Genomic DNA, 17,135 nt, shown 5'->3' with positions numbered 1-17,135 from the left:
TCCGAGGGATCTATGGCCAAGCTCTACGACACCAGCGATACTGACTCGGTCGCCGCCATCGAGAGCAGCGACGTGTAGGCACCGAGGATCACCTCAAAGCCCACCACCCCGCGGGGCTCTGTCGTCGGCTCGCCGGTCGGGGCGATGGCGGTCACGATGCAGACCCCCGTCGGGTAGTGCCCGAGAACCTCGCGGAACCGCCGAGGGTCGATCTCGGGCGGCGTCGCCGGCGTGTTCTCGTTCATGGCCATCGTGTCTCCTCAGACATCGCACGGGATCCGAGCGCCTGTTGTGGTGACTGACGATCGGAAGCGGGACGACACGCGCCGTCCGCGTGCCGGGGTGTGTCGACGAGTGTGGCTCCGGACTGCATCGCATGACCAGCCCGTGGGATCCCGATCCTGCTGGCGCCCGCTTTTGTTGTCGGGCCGAAGGGCCGCCGTTGGGAACGAGGCCAAGCATCCGCGGGAGCACTGCTCGAAACGTGGCCCGATCCTGCGGCGACCAAACGAACTCTGCAACGGCATTCTGCGCAGCGGAAAAAGCCTCGGTTGTCGATTGCGACGCGGGATCGTTCGGGACGCAAGGCGAGAAGTTCCACAGGGCAGAAAGTCGTTGAGGGGTGACGTGATCCGCCTCACTCTTTCAGCCAACCGTCCGTCTTTCTGACGGCGGGCCTGCCACCAGCAGCTTGTCGCTGCTGCGCAGTTCGGGTGCGAGCTGGCAGCGGACTCTCCAAGGGAACGTGAGGTAGGACGTATGCGTAGTCGCGTCGTGCGCAAGGGTGTCGCCAGCACCCTCTGCGCCGTAGGAATCGCCGTGAGCGCTTGCACGAACGGTGTGGGCGGAGACGGTGACGGGTCCTCCAGCGGGTCGAAGGAGGTGGTGGCTGCAGCTCAGGAGCGCGTCGACGCCATGTCGGTCGAGCAGCCTCCGATCGAGGTCGCGCCGCTGCCGGGCGCCGTGGAGAAGGGCCTGACCTACGGCTTCATCACCTGTCCTCTTCCGGTGTGCCGGACGGTGACGGACGCTTCGGTCAAGGCTGCCGAGGCCCTCGGCTGGGAGTCGAAGCAGGTCGAGACCGAGATGACTCCTGAGGGCTACGTGGCGGCCTGGGACCAGCTGCTGCAGGATCCCCCGGACGTCATTGCCTTCATCCCGTTCGCTCCCGACACCATCGTGGAGAAGCAGCTGGCCAAGGCCGCCGACCTCGGCATTCCCGTCGTCTCCATCGCGCCCGCCGGCGACCGGCCGTCGAAGGACGGCCCGGTCTCGGCGTCGTACAACGGCTACCCCGAGCTTCGCGAGAGCGGGGCGCTCATGGGAGACGTCATCGTGGCCGATGGCGGATCTGGATCGAACACGGTCTTCGTCTGGGACCCCGCCCTGTCGGCCATCTGGAACCCGATCAAGGACGGGTTCGAGGAGCAGATCAAGAAGGCAGGCGACAAGCCGCAGGTGCTCGAGGTGTCGGCGTCCGGCATCGGCACGGCCCTGCCGGGTCAGGTCGTCAGCTACCTCCAGGCGCACCCCGAGATCAAGTACGTGGCCTTTGCGCTCGCTGACATGACCGTCGGTGTGCCCGAGGCGCTGCAGACCGCAGACTTGGCTGACACCGTCAAGATCACGTCCCGCGCGCCGCAGGCCGCCAATCTCGCCAACGTGAAGAAGGGCACCGAGTGGACGACCATCGGTGAGGAGATCGAGTCGAACGGGTGGCGTGTCGTCGACGGCCTTGCCCGTCTCTCGCTGGGCGCAACCCCGGACGACCAGTGGTTCGAGCCGGGTGGCTGGCACCAGGTCTTCACCGGCGACAATGTGACGCAGACCGATGAGTCGCCTGTGACGCCCGGTTCGCCCGACGTGTTCCTCGCCGCGTGGAACGTCTCCTGATCCATGGACGTCACCACATCCGCTCCACGGGGTGCCGGTCCCCGTGGAGCGTCGGCCTCCGCGCCGGCTCTGAAGGTCCAGGGCCTCAGCAAGACCTTTCCCGGGGGCAAGGGGCTACGGGACGTGGACATCGAGATCGCACCCGGGACCGTCCGGGCGCTTCTCGGCCAGAACGGATGCGGCAAATCGACCTTCATCAAGGTGCTGGCCGGCGTCTATCAGCCTGACGCCGGCGCGACCGCCGAAGTCCTCGGCAATGAGTTGTCGCTCGGCTCGTCCCGGGGGGCCAGGGAAGCCGGCCTGCGCTTCATCCACCAGGACCTCGGGCTCATCTCGACCCTGGACGTGACCGACAACCTGTCGTTGGGATCGTCCTACGCCAACACGGGATGGCTTTCGGGCAGTCGCGAGCGTCGGCGCGCGCAGCGGCTGCTCGACCGCTACGGCATCGAAATCGACGTCCGCCAGCGTCTCGATCACCTCAGTCCGGCGGAGCAGACGCTCGTGGCGATCGCCCGCGCCCTCGGTGACGACGATTCGTCGGCACCGCGTCTGATCGTGCTCGATGAGCCGACGGCGGCCCTGCAAAGCGCCGAGGTGGCGCTGCTCTTCGGCTTGATCGAGAGACTCAAGGCCGAGGGCAACACGGTCATGTACGTCTCGCACCGCCTCGACGAGGTGTTCGCAATCGCCGATGACGTCACCGTGCTGCGCGACGGCGCCGTCGTCGCCAACCGACCCGTCGCGGAGCTCGACCACGACAGCCTGGTCGAGCTGATCCTCGGACGGACGGTCGAGGGAATCGAGCCCGGGCAGGTACATCGCGACGCCCCGATCGTGCTGGAAGCCCGCGACCTGTGCGGTGCCACCGTGGAGACGGCCGACCTGACTCTCGGTCGGGGTGAGATCGTCGGTATCACGGGACTCCTCGGGTCCGGGTACGAGGACCTTCTCTTCCTCCTCGCCGGTGCCAAGCCCCGGGAGCGGGGCACGATCGAGCTCGACGGTCAGCTGGTCGAGATCGCCGACCCCCACGCCGCTGTCGGCCACGGCATCGCCTTCGCGCCCGCCGACCGCAAGCGACTCAGTTCGATCCAGGGTTGGTCGCTGCGCGAGAACATCACGCTGCCCCGGGTCCCGACCGGCGCCGGGCGGTGGCTGGGCGGACGAGCAGAGCACCGCGACGTGAAGCCATGGCTAGAGCTGGTGCGTGTCCGACACTCGGCGAACAGTCTCCTCTCCACGCTGAGCGGCGGGAACCAGCAGCGGGTCGTCCTGGCGAGGTGGCTTCGCATCGATGCGAAGGTGCTCCTCCTCCAGGAACCCACCAGTGGCGTCGACACGGGCGCCAAGCACGACATCTACGTGGCACTGCGCGAAGCGGCTGCCGGCGGTGCCGCGGTCCTCTTCAGCTCCTCCGATCCCGAGGAGCTCGCGGCCGTCGCCGACCGGGTCATCGTCATGAGCGACGGCGCCGTCACCACCGAGCTCAGCGGGGGCTCACTCACCGTTGACAACCTCATCCGGGCCAGCCTGGCTGTCGCCCCACAAGGAGAACGAGCATCATGACCTCACCTGCAGACACCGCGGCAGAGCCGGTCGAAACGGCGTCGATCCCAGCATCGACCTCAAGGCGTTCCGCGAGAGGTGGCGGCTCCGGCGGTCTGCTGCTGCGCTTCAGCGGCCTCTACATCTGGGCAGCGATCATCGTCGTGTTCGGGGCACTGGTCCCTCAGACCTTCCTCACCGTACAGACCGCGACCGGGATCGCGACCAACGAAGCGGTGACCATCATCGTCGCTGTGGGCCTGCTCTTCTCGCTGGCCGCCGGCGGGTTCGACCTGTCCATGGCGCAGAACCTGGGATTCGCCGCAGTCGTCGTGGCAACGCTGTCGACGGTGGGCGGTCACGGCCCCTGGTTCTCCGCACTGGTCGCGATCGCGCTCAGCACGGCAGTCGGCGCGATCAACGGCTTCTTCGTCTCCGTCATCCGGATCAACAGCCTGATCGCCACCCTCGCGATGACGTCGATCCTGCTGGCCGCGACCCGGCTGGTCTCCGGCCAGCAGTTCCGCGGTCCTCTTCCGGACGCCCTGCGTGAGACGTCGAACGCCGAGCCGGCCGGAGTCCCGATCCTCGTGCTGTATGCGCTCATCGTGGCTGCTGCGGCCTGGTACCTGCTAGAGCACACCCCCTTCGGGCGCCGGCTCTACGCCACGGGAGCCAATCCCGAGGCGGCCTTCCTCGCCGGCGTGCGGACCGGCAGACACCTCTTCGCCTCGTTCGTCATCACCGGCTTCGCCGCCGGTCTGGCCGGAGTGCTGTTGGCGGGCAAGATCGGCAGCGTCGGTCCCGACATCGGGCCGTCGTACCTCCTGCCCTCGTTCGCTGCGTGCTTCCTCGGAACCACCCAGCTCAAGCCCGGCAAGTTCAACGTGTGGGGCACGATCCTGTCGATCCTGCTCCTGGCCACGGGTGTGAAGGGTCTGCAGCTGCTCGGGGGCGAGCAGTGGATCACCGACGCGTTCAACGGGTTGGCCCTCCTCACGGCGGTGTCGGTCGCAGTGGTGTCGGCCCGGCGGGCGCAGAGCGGCCGGACGGTCCGCCGGTCTACCGGCCGTTCCGCGCCCTAGGAACGTCATCCGGCGTCCCCCACCCCACCCAGCATGATGTCGCCCAGGAGGCCAACTCCATGACCAGCTCCCCGCCCAGCAGCCTGCCGCACGTCTGGCCAGGTCTCCACCGGGCGTTGGCCGACGTCTGCGGATCCGTTTCGGTACGGCCGCTCGACCGACTGGCGGGCGGTCATGACGCCTCCCACTTCCTGTTCATCCCGCAGGCCGTGGCTCGGCCTAGCGATGCCCGGGAGGTGGGGGCAGTCGTCGCGGCTGCGCGGCGCAGCGGGGCGACGGTGACCTTCCGGGGTGGTGGGACCAGCCTCAGCGGGCAGGCGGGCACCGACAGCGTGCTCGTTGACACCCGACGCAACTTCAGGGGGATCGAGGTTCTGGACGGGGGCGCCCGGGTGCGCTCCGGTCCCGGCGCGACGGTGCGCCAGGTCAACGCCCGACTCGCCAGGTACGGCCGCATGCTCGGTCCGGATCCCGCAAGCGAGGTCGCCTGCACCATCGGAGGTGTCATCGCCAACAACTCCAGCGGCATGGCCTGCGGTGTCGTCGACAACGCCTACCGGACGCTGGAATCGAGCGTTCTCGTGCTGGCGAGCGGGACGGTGATCGACACCAGCGATCCCGACGCCGACCTCATCCTCCGGGCCCGCGAAAGGACGCTATACGACGGGCTGGTGGCGTTGCGCGAGGGGATCAGGAGCCGGCCCGAGGCGGTGCGCGAGATCAAGCGGCTCTTCGCGATCAAGAACACAATGGGCTACGGCATCAACTCATTCCTCGACCACGACCGGCCGGTCGACATCCTCGAGCACCTGGTCGTCGGCAGTGAGGGCACGCTCGCGTTCGTGGCCGAGGCGACCTTCCGGACGGTCAAGGTCAAGCCGTACGTCGCCACCCAGCTCCTCGTCTTCGACGACCTCGCCGGAGCCACGGGTGCACTGCCCGAACTGGTCGCCACCGGTCTCGCCACGATCGAGCTGATGGATGCCGCCAGCCTCCGGGTCGCCCAGCGCAACGCGGCCGCGACCAACGAGCTGCGCGAGATGAAGGTGCGCGACCATGCGGCTCTGCTTCTGGAATACCGGGAGGAGACGGCGGAGGCATTGGCGAGCCGGGTGGAGGCCGGCGAGCGGGCGCTCCACGGTCTGCACGTGGCCACGGCCTCGCCGATCACGACAAGCCCCGACCTGCGCGCGCGGCTGTGGCACATCCGGAAGGGACTGTTCACCGAGGTGGCGGGCAACCGCCCGTCGGGCACCAACTCCCTCCTCGAGGACATTGCGGTTCCGGTCGAGCGGCTGAACAAGACCTGCGCGGCACTCCTCGAGTTGTTCGACGAGCACGGCTACGAGGACAGCGTGATCTTCGGTCATGCCAAGGACGGCAACATCCACTTCATGATCAACGAGCGCTTCGACGACCCGGATTGCCTGCGGCGCTATGAGGCGTTCACCGAGGACATGGTGTCGCTCGTGCTCGCGCAGGGCGGCACGCTGAAGGCGGAGCATGGGACCGGCCGGACCATGGCTCCCTTTGTCCGTCGCCAGTACGGCGACGACCTCTACGACGTCATGCTGGAGGTGAAGCGCCTGGCCGACCCGGACGGGGTCCTCAACCCCGGCGTCCTGCTGTCCCAGGACGACGCAGCCCACGTGTCGAACCTCAAGACCAGCCCTTCGGTCGAGGACGAGGTTGACCGGTGCGTGGAATGCGGGTACTGCGAGCCCGTCTGCCCCAGCCGGGACCTCACCCTGACGCCCCGCGAACGGATCGTCGCGCGACGGGAGATCAAACGCGCACACCAGCACGGCGACGCGGAGCTGGTCGAGTCGCTCGAGCGCGACTACCAGTACGACGGCATCGAGACCTGCGCGGCCGACGGCATGTGCGAGACGGCATGCCCTGTGCTGATCAACACCGGCGACCTGGTCCGCCGACTGCGTGCCGAGACCCAGTCCGCTGCCATCCAACGTGTGTGGAAGTCCGCCGCACGCCACTGGGACGGCGCCACGCGCGCTGCTGGCGCGGCGCTGACGATCGCGGCCGCCGTCCCCGCCGCGCTGCCGGTAACGACGACCCGCTCGGCCCGCGCCCTCGTCGGTGACGACGTCGTACCGCAGTGGTCGGCAGACCTGCCGTCCGGCGGACGCCGCCGTCGCGAGATCGCCCAACCGGATCCGGTCGCTGTGTACTTCCCCAGCTGCACCACCACGATGTTCGGGGCTGCCGGGGGAGGTGGGGTGAGCGAGTCGTTCCTCGCGCTCTGTGCCCGTGCCGGAGTCGCCCTGGCCACTCCCGCCGCCATCGGCTCCCTGTGCTGCGGAACTCCCTGGAAGTCCAAGGGTCTGACGGACGGGTACGCAGTGATGCGCGACAAGGTGGCGGCCGCGCTACGTGACGCCACGCGCGGCGGCGAGCTGCCCTTGGTCTGCGACGCATCGTCGTGTACCGAGGGCGTCGAGGTGCTGCTCGAGGCGGCCGGCCTGGCGACGGTGAAGGTGGTGGACGCCGTCGACTTCGTCGACCGTGTCGTGGTGCCTCGCCTGCCGGAAGGACGCCGCCTTCCCTCGGTGACCCTGCACCCGACTTGCTCGTCGACGAGGCTGGGCATTAACCACGCGCTGAACCGCGTCGCCGCGCTCGTAGCGGAGGACGTCGTGGTGCCCGACGGCTGGATGTGCTGCGCCTTCGCGGGTGACCGGGGGATGCTCCACCCCGAGCTCACGAGGTCGGCCACGGCCCGGGAGGCGGCTGAGGTCGGCGCGCTGGCTACCTCTGCCCATGCCTCCCTTAACCGGACCTGCGAGCTTGGGATGGCGCGGTCGACCGGCGAGGACTACGTCCACATTCTCGAGCTCCTCGACCAGGTGACTCGCTGAGCCGGTTGGAGAGTCGACCAACTCCGAGGCCGCCCTTGAGGCGCCGAGCGAGAGCCCGCCGTCGACGTAGATCGTTTGTCCGGTGATGTACGACGACTCGTCGGCCGAGAGGAAGGTGACCGCGGCGGCGATGTCGTCAGTGAGTCCGATCCGGCGGACGGGGTTGGCTTCGGCGTTGAGGCGGAAGAACTCCTCCGGCTCGAGCCTGAGGCGAAGGGCAGTCGCCTCCGTCATCTCGGTGGCGATGAAGCCGGGCGCGACGGCGTTGACGTTGATGCCGAACGGGCCGAGCTCGATGCCGAGGGTCCGGGTGAAGCCCTGGATGCCCATCTTGGCGGCCGAGTAGTTGGCCTGGCCGCGGTTGCCGAGCGCGGAGATCGAGGAGATGTTCACGACCTTGCCGTACTTCTGGGCCACGAAGTGGGCCTGGGCGGCCTTGGTCATCAGGAAGGCGCCCTTGAGGTGCACGCCCATGACCAGGTCCCAGTCGTCCTCGGTCATCTTGAACAGCAGGTTGTCGCGGGTGATGCCCGCGTTGTTGACCAGGACGTGGATGCCGCCGAGGTCGGTCACGACCCGCTCGATGGCGGCGTCGACGGACGCGCCGTCGGAGACGTTGGCGCCCACGCCGATGGCCTTGGCGCCCTCGACCAGGGGCAGCTTGGCGGCGGCCTCGGCGGCCGCGGTCTCGTCGAGGTCGACGATCGCGATGGACGCGCCCTCCTCGGCGAACCGGGCGGCGGTGCCGAACCCGATCCCGCGTGCTGCTCCGGTGATGACGGCGACTCGCCCGTCGAAACGACCCATGGGTGCTCCTCTGTTTGCCGGGCTCCGTTCCCTGTGCCCGAATTGACGTGATCGTTGAATTATGGACGCCTGAGGCGAATGGTGCATCATTGGTCCATGGGTCCCGACCGTCTCGTCCTGCGGCCGGGGGAGTCCGGCGTCAACGCCTACCGGCTGATGACGAGCCTGGTCGTGCCGCGCCCGATCGCGTGGGTGGCCACGGTGTCGGCGGAGGGTGTCGGCAATCTGGCGCCTCACTCCTTCTTCACCGTCGCGAGCGTGCGGCCGCCGATCGTCCAGTTCACCTCGGTCGGCACCAAGGACACGCTGCGCAACATTGTGGCGACGGGGGAGTTCACGATCAGCCTGGCCAGCGAGCCGCAGATCGATGAAGTGAACGCGTCGAGCGCCAGTTTCGACGCTGGCATCGACGAGTCCGCGGCGCTCGGTATCGAGATGGCGTCGAGCAGCATCGTGGCGCCGCCCCGCGTCGCCGCCTCGCCGGCTGCCATCGAGTGCCGGCTGCACGAGACGATCTCGGTCGGTGACTGCACGATCGTGCTGGGTGAGGTGGTCGCCTTCGACGTTGATCCGGCCGTGCTGGCCGACGGCATGCCCCTGCTCGACCGGCTGGCGCCGTTGTCGCGGCTCGGGGGGAACGAGTGGGGCCTGGCGCCCGATGTGGTCACCCGTGAACGCCCGCGCTGACTTCGGCGATCGCGCCGGTACGGACGCGCTCGACGGGCTTCGCGAAGCCAGTGACGTGCTCGCGGGGGCCGGCGTCGAACTTGACGTCACCTCGGCGACCCGAGCGCTCTACACCTCGGACGCCAGCCTTTACCGCGTCGTACCCGCGGGCGTCGTCCGCGCCCGCCACGTCGACGACATCGCCGCGGTGCACGACACCGCGCGCGCCGCTGGCCTGCCGGTCACCATGCGCGGTGCCGGGACGAGCATCGCCGGGAACGCCATCGGCGAGGGAATCGTCATCGACACCCGGGGGCTCAACCGGGTTCTGGAGATCGACCGCGAGGCGCGGACGGCGCGGGTCGAACCAGGTGTCGTGCACGCCGATCTCCAGCGCGCCGCGGCGCCACATCGCCTCAGGTTCGGTCCCGACCCCTCGACCCACACGCGCTGCACGATCGGCGGGATGATCGGCAACAACGCCTGTGGCTCCCGGGCACTTGGCTACGGACGCACGGCCGACAACGTTGAGTCCTTGAAGGTCCTCTTCGGCAACGGCGAGCTCGCCGATCTCGGCCCGGGGACCCCCTACGGCGACACGGCGCAGCGCCTCGCGGACATCGGCGCCGCGCACCTCGTCCACCTGCGGACCGAGTTCGGCCGCTTCGGTCGTCAGGTGAGCGGCTACAGCCTCGAGCACCTGCTGCCCGAACGCCAGCGACTCGACCGGGCCCTCGTCGGCAGCGAGGGAACGCTCGCCACCGTCCTCGAGGCGACCGTCCGGCTGGTCGACGACGACGTCGTCCGCACCCTGGTCGTGCTCGGGTACGCCTCAATGGCCGATGCCGCCGACGCCGTCCCTTCCCTGCTCGCAGCGGCGCCTGGGCGGCTGATCGCCTGCGAGGGCATGGACGCCAGGATCGTCGACCTGGTGCGCGCCAAGGGCACGCCCGTGCCCGAGCTGCCACGTGGGTCGGGGTGGCTGTTCGTCGAGATCGCCGGTGACGACGTCCGGTCTCTCGTGGGGGCGTTGGTCGCCGCCGGCGAGCCGCTGGGCTGGCGGCAGGTCGACGACCCACGCGAGAGCGCCGCGTTGTGGCGGATCCGGGAGGACGGCGCCGGCCTCGCCGGGCGGTCGCTGCCCACGCCAGCCTACGGCGGCTGGGAGGACGCCGCGGTTCCCCCGGCGCGCCTGGGGGAGTGGCTGCGGGACTTCGAGGCTCTCCTTGTCGACTTCGGGCTCCAGGGCGTGCCCTACGGCCACTTCGGCGACGGGTGCGTGCACTGCCGCATCGACTTCCCGTTCCACCCGGGCGACCCGGCGTCCGCGGGCGTCTTCCGCGAGTTCATGACCGCCTGCGCCACCCGGTTGCGCGGCTACGGCGGCTCGCTGTCGGGCGAGCACGGTGACGGCCGGGTCCGAGGCGAGCTCCTGCCCCTGATGTACGACGAGCAGTCGATCGCGCTGTTCGGTCAGGTCAAGGCGATCTGCGACCCCGACAACCTGCTCAACCCGGGCATCATCGCCGACCCGGTGCCGATCACCGACGACCTGTGGCCCGTGCGGCAGCGGGCCACGGTTCGGGCCGGACTGCGGCTGCTGCACGATGCGGGCGATCTGGGAACGGCCGTTCACCGATGCACAGGGGTCGGCAAGTGCGTGGCGCCGCGCCCGGGCGGCGTGATGTGCCCGTCGTACCTGGCGACACGGGACGAGCGGGACTCCACGCGGGGGCGAGCGCGGACCCTGCAGGAAGCCCTCGACGGAACGCTGCTCGCGGGCCTGGCTGACCCCGCGGTGGACACCGCGCTGGACCTCTGCCTGTCCTGCAAGGGCTGCTCGACCGACTGTCCCAGCGGCGTCGACATGGCGACGTACAAGAGTGAGGTGCTGCACCAGCGCCACGACGTCCAGGGCATCCGTCGGCCCCGATCCCACTTCTTCCTTGGGCAGCTGCCCCGGTGGGCCCGCTTGCTCGCTCCGGTCGCACGACTGAACAACCTCCTGCTGCGACTGCCTTTCGTCGCGGCCATCGCGAAGCGGGCGGCGGGCATCGACGCGCGCCGAGCGGTCCCGGAATTCGCGTCGTCGACCCTGCGCCGCTCGACCCGGCGCCGCCCCATGAGCCCGTCCGAGCCGGACGTCTGGATCTGGGCCGACTCCTTCACCGACCACTTCCTGCCGCAGTCGGGGACGGCGGCGATCGCCTACCTGGAGGCGCAGGGGCTGCGGGTCGAGGTGATCCAGGACGATGCGTGCTGCGGGCTGACGTGGATCACCACTGGTCAGCTTGATCGTGCCCGCTCGATCGTCTCTCGGGCCGCGCGCGCCCTGGCGCCGTACGTGCGCAGCGGTGTCCCGGTCATCGCGCTCGAGCCGTCGTGCCTGGCGACCTTGCGCAGTGATGCGCGGGAGCTGTGCGATGCCGTCGAGGTCGACGTCGTCGCCGACGGGGTGCTCAGCTTCGCGGAGCTGGTGACCCGGCTCGACCTTCCCGTCCCGGACTTGAGCGGCGTGAGGGTCGTTGCGCAGCCACACTGCCACCAGAATGCGGTCCTCGGCTGGGACGTCGACCAGCGACTGCTCGAGAAGGCCGGCGCCCAGGTCGTCAGGGTCCAGGGTTGTTGCGGTCTCGCCGGCAACTTCGGGGTCGAGAAGGGCCACTACGACGTCAGTGTGACGGTCGCGGAGACCCATCTGCTCCCGGCGCTGCGGGAGCACGTCGACGCCGTCGTGCTGGCCGACGGGATGTCCTGCCGGCTCCAGGTTGGCGACTTGGGCGACATCTCGGCGATGCACCTCGCGGAGCTGTTCGCCGCACACCGCCCGTCATCGCACTGACCACCGGTCACGAAAAGCAGTTCGGCCCCTGACGGAGATCATCCGTCAGGGGCCGAGTCGTCGGGCTCAGCGCGAGGTGAGAGCCCGCACTCCGAGGCGGTCGAGGTCGTCGGTTGCGTCGGTGTGGTCGGCGGGGACGATCGCGGAGGTGATCGCGGTCCAGCAGGCCGGGCAGGAGCGCTGGCGGAACACGATGGTGTCGTCGACGTAGTAGGCCGGGTCCGAGGTGACCTGCGGCCCGGCGGCCGACGACGGACCGTCGTAGGAGGCCAGGCCGAGCGAGTCGTCCTGGTCGAGATCGGCAAGACCGTGGCCGCAGCGGGCGCAGGCGACCGTGGTGCCGGCGAGGACGAGGTTGTCGTCGACGCGGCGCGCCAGGCCGAGGTCGACCTTGCCTCGATCGCGGGGTACGACGGTCGACCGGTCGCGACGCTCGTCGCGAAGCGCCGCGCGTCGGCTCTCCGTGGCGGCCCGGTCGACGTCACCATCGCTGAGCACGACGCCGTAGACGGCCTCGGCCGCCGCAGCGGTCACCTTGTCCTCGAGGACGTCGTGGCGCACGGCCTCGGGGTCGCGGAGGAGCGGGTCGCCGTAGCCGCCGCCACCCTGCCAGTTCATGTAGAGCACCTCGCCGGGGGCGAGGTAGGACTGCGCGTAGCAGTGCCCGATCTCGACGTCGGCGCCGAGCTCGTCCAGAGACTGCGGGATCCGGCCGTCGGCCAGGACCTGTGACACGTTCGCCTGGCGTACGACGGCGTCGAGGCCCGTGTTGCCGGGGTAGCCGCCTGCGAGGCCGTTGTTCTGGGCGACCGCCTTGCCAGCAGAGGCCAGGACGAGGCCGGCCGGCTGCGACGAGCCGTGCAGGGTGACGGCGAGCGAGGCACTGACGCCGCCACGCTTGCGGCCCGGGCCACCGGAGTCCGGCTCCTCGCGGCGCCACAGGGTGAGCAGCGGGTAGAGGAACTCGGTCATCTCGACGTCGGGGATGCGGCCCATCGGGATGCAGAACAGGCCGCCGGTGTCCATGCCGTCCATCTCGGGACGGGCGCCGAAGCCACCGGCCATCGGCTCCATCATCACGTTGAGGAAGGGCATCGGGACCTCGCCGCGCTCGTCGAGACCGGCGACGACGGCGGTGTCCCAGGTACCGCAGCAGGCGGCCTGGACGCTCTTGCCGAGGTCCGCGGACTGGTCGAGCATCTGCGACAGGCACTGGGCAACGAGGGTCCCGGTGAGCCAGGCCGGGCCGATCGGACCTCGGCTGACGGCGGCCGGGAAGGTCGCGTTGTTGATCGTCCCCTCCTCCGACACCAGGTCGAAGCAGCGCATCAGGCCGCCCGCCGACCAGGGGATGTCGTTGGCGAGGATCGGCAGCAGCGCGAGCATCACGCCACCACGCATGCCGGCGTAGGTGCAGTTGATCATGCCGGCCTGCGGGTCGGTGCCGGTGAAGTCGAAGGTCAGGTGGTTGTCCTGCTTCGTCATCGCGACGGTGATCTTGTGGACGCCGCGGTCGCCCTCGTGGGACTGGTCCTGGTAGCCGGTGGCCTCCCAGGTGCCGTCGGGCAGGTCGCTGAGCTTGGTGCGCAGCCGGCCCTCGGCGTCGGCCATCATCCGCTTCATCACGGCCTTGACGGTGTCGGCGCCGTACTGGGCGATGACCTCCTCGAGGCGCTTGCGGCCGACGGTGTTGGAGCCGACCTTGGCGCGCAGGTCGAGGTTGACGAGCATGGGGACGCGCGAGCGGCGGATCCACACGTCGACGACGTCGTCCTGCAGGTCGAAGTCCTTGACCACCTTGATCGGTGGCGTCGGAAGGGCCTCGGAGAAGACGTCCTGGGCGGCCGGACTGAACGAGCCCAGGCCCACTCCGCCGAGGTCGGGCTCGTGACAGATCGCGCTGGTCCAGGCGAACAGCTTGCCGTCGTGGAAGACGGGCTGGAACACGATGACGTCGTTCTGGTGCAGGCCGCCGCCGACCCACGGGTCGTTGCAGAGGAACATGTCGCCCTCGCGGATGCCCGGGTTGTGCGACCGGTTCTTCAGCGTCCAGTAGATCGCGAGGTCGACCGCGCCGGCGAGCATCGTGTTGTAGAGGCCGACCTGCACCTCCTGGCCGAGCTCGTCGCAGATCGCGAAGTCGAAGTCGTTCGCGTCCGTGACGATCGGGGAGCCGGACATGCGCTTGAGCGCCTCGCCCATCTCCTCGGTCACCGACCACAGGCGGTGCCGCACGACCTCGTAGGTCAGCGGGTCGAGCCCGTCGATCTGCTCCTGGGTGACGGTGTGGACCTCGAGTGACTCGGGCAGTCCGGCCGCGAGCTCGTCGGGGTTCGTGGGACGGCTCGAGAAGTGCTCGGAGCCGGGAATCTGCATGGTCATGTCGGTTCCGCCTCAGTTCCGGGTGGTGATGGTCAGGTTGCCGAGGTGGTCGACCGTGCCGGTCATGTCCGGCGGTACGACGACGGTGGTCGTGGGGACCTCGATGATCGCCGGGCCGGCGATCCGGTGGCCGGCGCGCAGCTTGCGGTAGTCGTAGACCGGGGTGTCGACGTAGCCCAGTCGCGGGTCGAGGCAGACCTTGCGGGTGGCGTGCAGAGCGACCGACGGGTCGGGATCGGCGGCCGGCTCGACCTGGGGGAGGGCGGGGGAGAACGGCAGCACGCCGGTCCCGCGGACCCGGAAGGTGATGGCCTGGACGCCGGCGGCGCTGAAGCCGGTGCCCTCGCCGAACAGCTCGGCGTACCGCTGCTCGAAGTCGGCCATCACCTGGACCATGGCGGCCTCGTCGAGCTCGCCCGCGGGCACCTCGACGGCGACCTCGGCGAGCTGTGCGGTGTAGCGCAGGTCCAGGGAGCGGACCAGCTCGATGCTCTCGAAGTCGAGGCCCTGTCGCTCGAGGGCGGCACGGACCTGGTCCTCGAGCGAGCGGAAGTTCTCCATCGCGCGCGCCGGGTCGAAGGGCATCGGGCCGGGGTCCGAGAGCTCGGAGGCGAGCACGATGTCGGAGGAGGCCAGGCCGTACGCCGAGAAGGCGGAGGCGACCGGGCCGAGCGGCACGATGCACTCCTTCACGCCGACCTCGGCGGAGTAGAAGCCGCAGTAGGCGGGGCCCGCGCCGCCGAACGCGTAGAGCACGAAGTCGCGCGGGTCGTGACCGGTCTCGACGACGGTCTTGCGCAGCAGGTCGCCGGTCTGGGCGTTCTGGATCGCGTAGATCGCGGCCGCGGCGTCCTCGACGGACAGCCCCAGCGGTTCGGCGATGTTCTTGCGGATCGCCTCGCGCGCGGCCTCGACGTTGAGCGCCTTGCGCCCGCCGAGCAGGCCGGACTCGGGCAGGATGCCGAGCACCAGGTTCGCGTCGGTGTTGGTCGGCTCGGTGCCACCGGCGTCGTAGCAGGCGGGGCCGGGCACGGACTGCGCGCTGCGCGGGCCGACCTGCAGGTTGCCTCCCTTGTCGAGCCAGGCGATCGCGCCGCCGCCGGAGCCGATCGCGTGCACCTCGAGGGTGGGCACGTTGATCGGGTGGTGGTTGATGATCGTGCTGCTGGTGCGCACCGGCTCGCCGTCGACGACCAGACCGACGAGGAACGTCGTACCGCCGACGTCGGTGGAGATGATGTTCTTGTGGCCGAGCTGCTCGCCCAGCGACACCGCGCCGACGACACCACCGGTCAGGACCGAGCCGACCGTGCTGATGGCCGTGGCCGGCGCCTCCGCGGCGGCGATCGCGCCCCCGTTGCTCTGCATCACCAGGAGCGGGCCAGCCAGGCCCTGCGCACGCAGACGACCCTCGAGGGAGCCGAGGTAGTCGCGGAGACCCGGGCCGATCTGGGCGCTCATCACGGTCGTCGAGTTCCGGGCGAACTCACGGATGCGCGGGCTCACCTCGGAGGAGAGGGACACGAACATCTCGGGGTCGATCTCGTGGACGATCTCGCGGATCCGCTGCTCGTGCGCCGGGTTCTTGAACGACCAGAGCAGGGAGACGGCGATCGCCTTGACGTCCGCGTCGAGCAGGGTGCGGACCGCCGTGCGGACCGACTCCTCGTCGAGGGCGACGACGACCGTGCCGTCGCGGTCGATGCGCTCGACGACCTCGAGCGCGTGGCGCTTGGGGATCAGGCCGTGGTCCTTGCTCTGCCCGAGCACGTTCTGCAGCTGGTCGGGCGATCCGCCGAGGTAGCGGCCCTCGACGTTCATGATGAAGATCGAGTCGCGGTGCCCGGCGGTGGTCAGGAAGCCGACCGGCGGCACGTTGCCCATGACGAGCGCGTTCAGCGAGGACGTCGTGCCGTGGGCGATGTGGTGGGTGTTGGCCAGCATCTCCTCGACCGGCATGCCGAGCTGCTCCGCGAGCACACCGAGCACGTCCATGACGCCCTGGGAGTAGTCCGGGGGAGTCGACGGCGCCTTGGCCGCCACGATGTTTCCTGCGTCGTCGTCGAGCACGGCGTCCGTGAAGGTTCCGCCGACGTCGACCCCGATGACGTAAGCCATGAGTGGTCCTCGTTTCGTTGTGTCGGTGCTCACAACGCTAGAGCGGTTCAACTAGAACGTCAATAGGTTGACGCAAGCGTAAATAGATCCAGGCGTGAACGCGCTGGAAAAACGGGCGAGGGGCCTCCATGCACGGCGTGGGGCCCCTCGTGGTCTTGCGCGGCTCAGTTGTCGAGCAGCTCCTCGAGGTGCTCGAGGTCGCGGCGGACCAGGCGCAGGACGTCGCGCGGGTCGGCCCGGCTGACGGCCCGGTCGTCCGGCTGGACGAGCGAGGCGACGGCCATGTCGGCCAGCTGCTCGCAGATCCGGTCGAGGTCGTTGCGGTCGTCGGGCTGGTACCACCACGCCACCCAGTTGTTCATGCCGAGCAGTCCGAGCGCGGCCACGCGTGGTTCGACCGGCCGGAACGCCCCACTCTTCACGCCTTCCTCGACCACGCCGGCCATCGCCTTGAGCACGGCGCGGCGGCCGGCGGTGTGGGTCGCGGCGATGTCCTCGGGCAGGTCGGCCTCGGAGCGGATCAGGAGCTGGAAGCGCGCCGCGCTCTCGGCCTGGCGGCGCACGCTCATCGCGACGATCTCGTGCACCTTGCGGGTGACGTCGATGTCCGCACGGTCGGCGATCGCCTGGATGCCTGCGGCGGAGTCCTGGGTGATCTCGGCGACCAGGCGGGCGAGCAGCTCGTCCTTGCTGCTGACGTAGTGGTAGAGCGCTGGCCGCGTCAGCCCCACGGCGTCGGCGATGTCCTGGAAGCTGGTGCCGGCGAAGCCGCGCTCGGCGAACAGGCGCGTCGCGTGGTCGTAGATCTCCTGCTCGACCAGCCCACGTCGCACGCCCGTCGCCTTGGGCGACTTGGTCGCCTTGGCTGCTGCGGCCTTCTTCGCGGGCGCGGTGCGCGGCTTGCTCGTGCTCACGACT

At 69.6% G+C, this 17,135-nt stretch carries 10 protein-coding genes and 1 pseudogene; 6 read left to right on the top strand and 5 right to left on the bottom strand.

The window, feature by feature from the left end; genetic code table 11:
- Positions 1–23 precede the first annotated feature (23 nt).
- Positions 24–251, bottom strand: a complete 228-nt coding sequence (locus C7S10_RS12060) for a hypothetical protein (RefSeq protein WP_108344666.1) — start codon at positions 249–251, stop codon at positions 24–26.
- 634 nt (positions 252–885) lie between these two features.
- On the opposite strand from C7S10_RS12060, the gene C7S10_RS12055 reads away from it, so the two are divergent.
- The 4 genes from C7S10_RS12055 (at position 886) to C7S10_RS12040 (ending at position 7,402) form a co-directional block, all read left to right on the top strand.
- Positions 886–1,893, top strand: a complete 1,008-nt coding sequence (locus C7S10_RS12055) for a sugar ABC transporter substrate-binding protein (RefSeq protein ID WP_165807131.1) — start codon at positions 886–888, stop codon at positions 1,891–1,893.
- Positions 1,894–2,016: 123 nt separating this feature from the next.
- On the top strand, positions 2,017–3,462 hold the full coding sequence (locus C7S10_RS12050) for a sugar ABC transporter ATP-binding protein (RefSeq protein ID WP_165807130.1): 1,446 nt from the start codon (positions 2,017–2,019) through the stop codon (positions 3,460–3,462).
- A complete protein-coding gene (locus C7S10_RS12045; protein ID WP_108344663.1) occupies positions 3,459–4,526 on the top strand; it encodes an ABC transporter permease in 1,068 nt (355 codons plus the stop codon). Before C7S10_RS12050 ends, C7S10_RS12045 begins: the two co-directional genes overlap by 4 nt.
- Before the next feature lie 59 nt (positions 4,527–4,585).
- Positions 4,586–7,402 (top strand): FAD-binding and (Fe-S)-binding domain-containing protein, encoded by a 2,817-nt coding sequence (locus tag C7S10_RS12040; protein WP_108344662.1) that lies wholly within the window; start codon positions 4,586–4,588, stop codon positions 7,400–7,402.
- Positions 7,403–7,510: 108 nt separating this feature from the next.
- Here the strand turns inward: C7S10_RS12040 and C7S10_RS12035 are convergent.
- A pseudogene (locus C7S10_RS12035) lies at positions 7,511–8,209 on the bottom strand (SDR family NAD(P)-dependent oxidoreductase); the annotation flags it as partial.
- Positions 8,210–8,305: 96 nt separating this feature from the next.
- On the opposite strand from C7S10_RS12035, the gene C7S10_RS12030 reads away from it, so the two are divergent.
- Complete coding sequence (locus C7S10_RS12030) at positions 8,306–8,896, top strand: flavin reductase family protein (RefSeq protein ID WP_108344661.1); 591 nt, start codon at positions 8,306–8,308, stop codon at positions 8,894–8,896.
- A complete protein-coding gene (locus tag C7S10_RS12025) occupies positions 8,880–11,717 on the top strand; it encodes an FAD-binding and (Fe-S)-binding domain-containing protein (RefSeq protein ID WP_341476747.1) in 2,838 nt (945 codons plus the stop codon). The genes C7S10_RS12030 and C7S10_RS12025 overlap by 17 nt, the downstream gene beginning before the upstream one ends.
- Before the next feature lie 66 nt (positions 11,718–11,783).
- On the opposite strand, the gene C7S10_RS12020 is transcribed toward C7S10_RS12025, so the two are convergent.
- From C7S10_RS12020 to C7S10_RS12010, 3 genes are all read right to left on the bottom strand, one after another.
- Positions 11,784–14,099, bottom strand: a complete 2,316-nt coding sequence (locus C7S10_RS12020) for a hydantoinase B/oxoprolinase family protein (RefSeq protein ID WP_108344659.1) — start codon at positions 14,097–14,099, stop codon at positions 11,784–11,786.
- Positions 14,100–14,111: 12 nt separating this feature from the next.
- Complete coding sequence (locus C7S10_RS12015) at positions 14,112–16,217, bottom strand: hydantoinase/oxoprolinase family protein (protein ID WP_108344658.1); 2,106 nt, start codon at positions 16,215–16,217, stop codon at positions 14,112–14,114.
- 164 nt (positions 16,218–16,381) lie between these two features.
- The gene (locus C7S10_RS12010) at positions 16,382–17,131 is read right to left on the bottom strand and encodes a TetR/AcrR family transcriptional regulator (RefSeq protein WP_108344657.1); all 750 of its coding nucleotides are present in this window, start codon (positions 17,129–17,131) and stop codon (positions 16,382–16,384) included.
- Between the last annotated feature and the right edge of the window lie 4 nt (positions 17,132–17,135).

This window comes from Nocardioides currus, assembly GCF_003057875.1.
GTDB classification, from domain to species: Bacteria; Actinomycetota; Actinomycetes; order Propionibacteriales; family Nocardioidaceae; genus Nocardioides; species Nocardioides currus.
Note: the sequence above shows the minus strand (reverse complement) of the source record. Positions and strands in the feature narration are given on the sequence as shown.

Coding starts and splice junctions, on each gene's coding strand:
- C7S10_RS12060 (WP_108344666.1), bottom strand. CDS start 251: ATGGCCATGAACGAGAACACGCCGGCGACGCCGCCCGAGATCGACCCT.
- C7S10_RS12045 (WP_108344663.1), top strand. CDS start 3,459: ATGACCTCACCTGCAGACACCGCGGCAGAGCCGGTCGAAACGGCGTCG.
- C7S10_RS12040 (WP_108344662.1), top strand. CDS start 4,586: ATGACCAGCTCCCCGCCCAGCAGCCTGCCGCACGTCTGGCCAGGTCTC.
- C7S10_RS12030 (WP_108344661.1), top strand. CDS start 8,306: ATGGGTCCCGACCGTCTCGTCCTGCGGCCGGGGGAGTCCGGCGTCAAC.
- C7S10_RS12020 (WP_108344659.1), bottom strand. CDS start 14,099: ATGACCATGCAGATTCCCGGCTCCGAGCACTTCTCGAGCCGTCCCACG.
- C7S10_RS12015 (WP_108344658.1), bottom strand. CDS start 16,217: ATGGCTTACGTCATCGGGGTCGACGTCGGCGGAACCTTCACGGACGCC.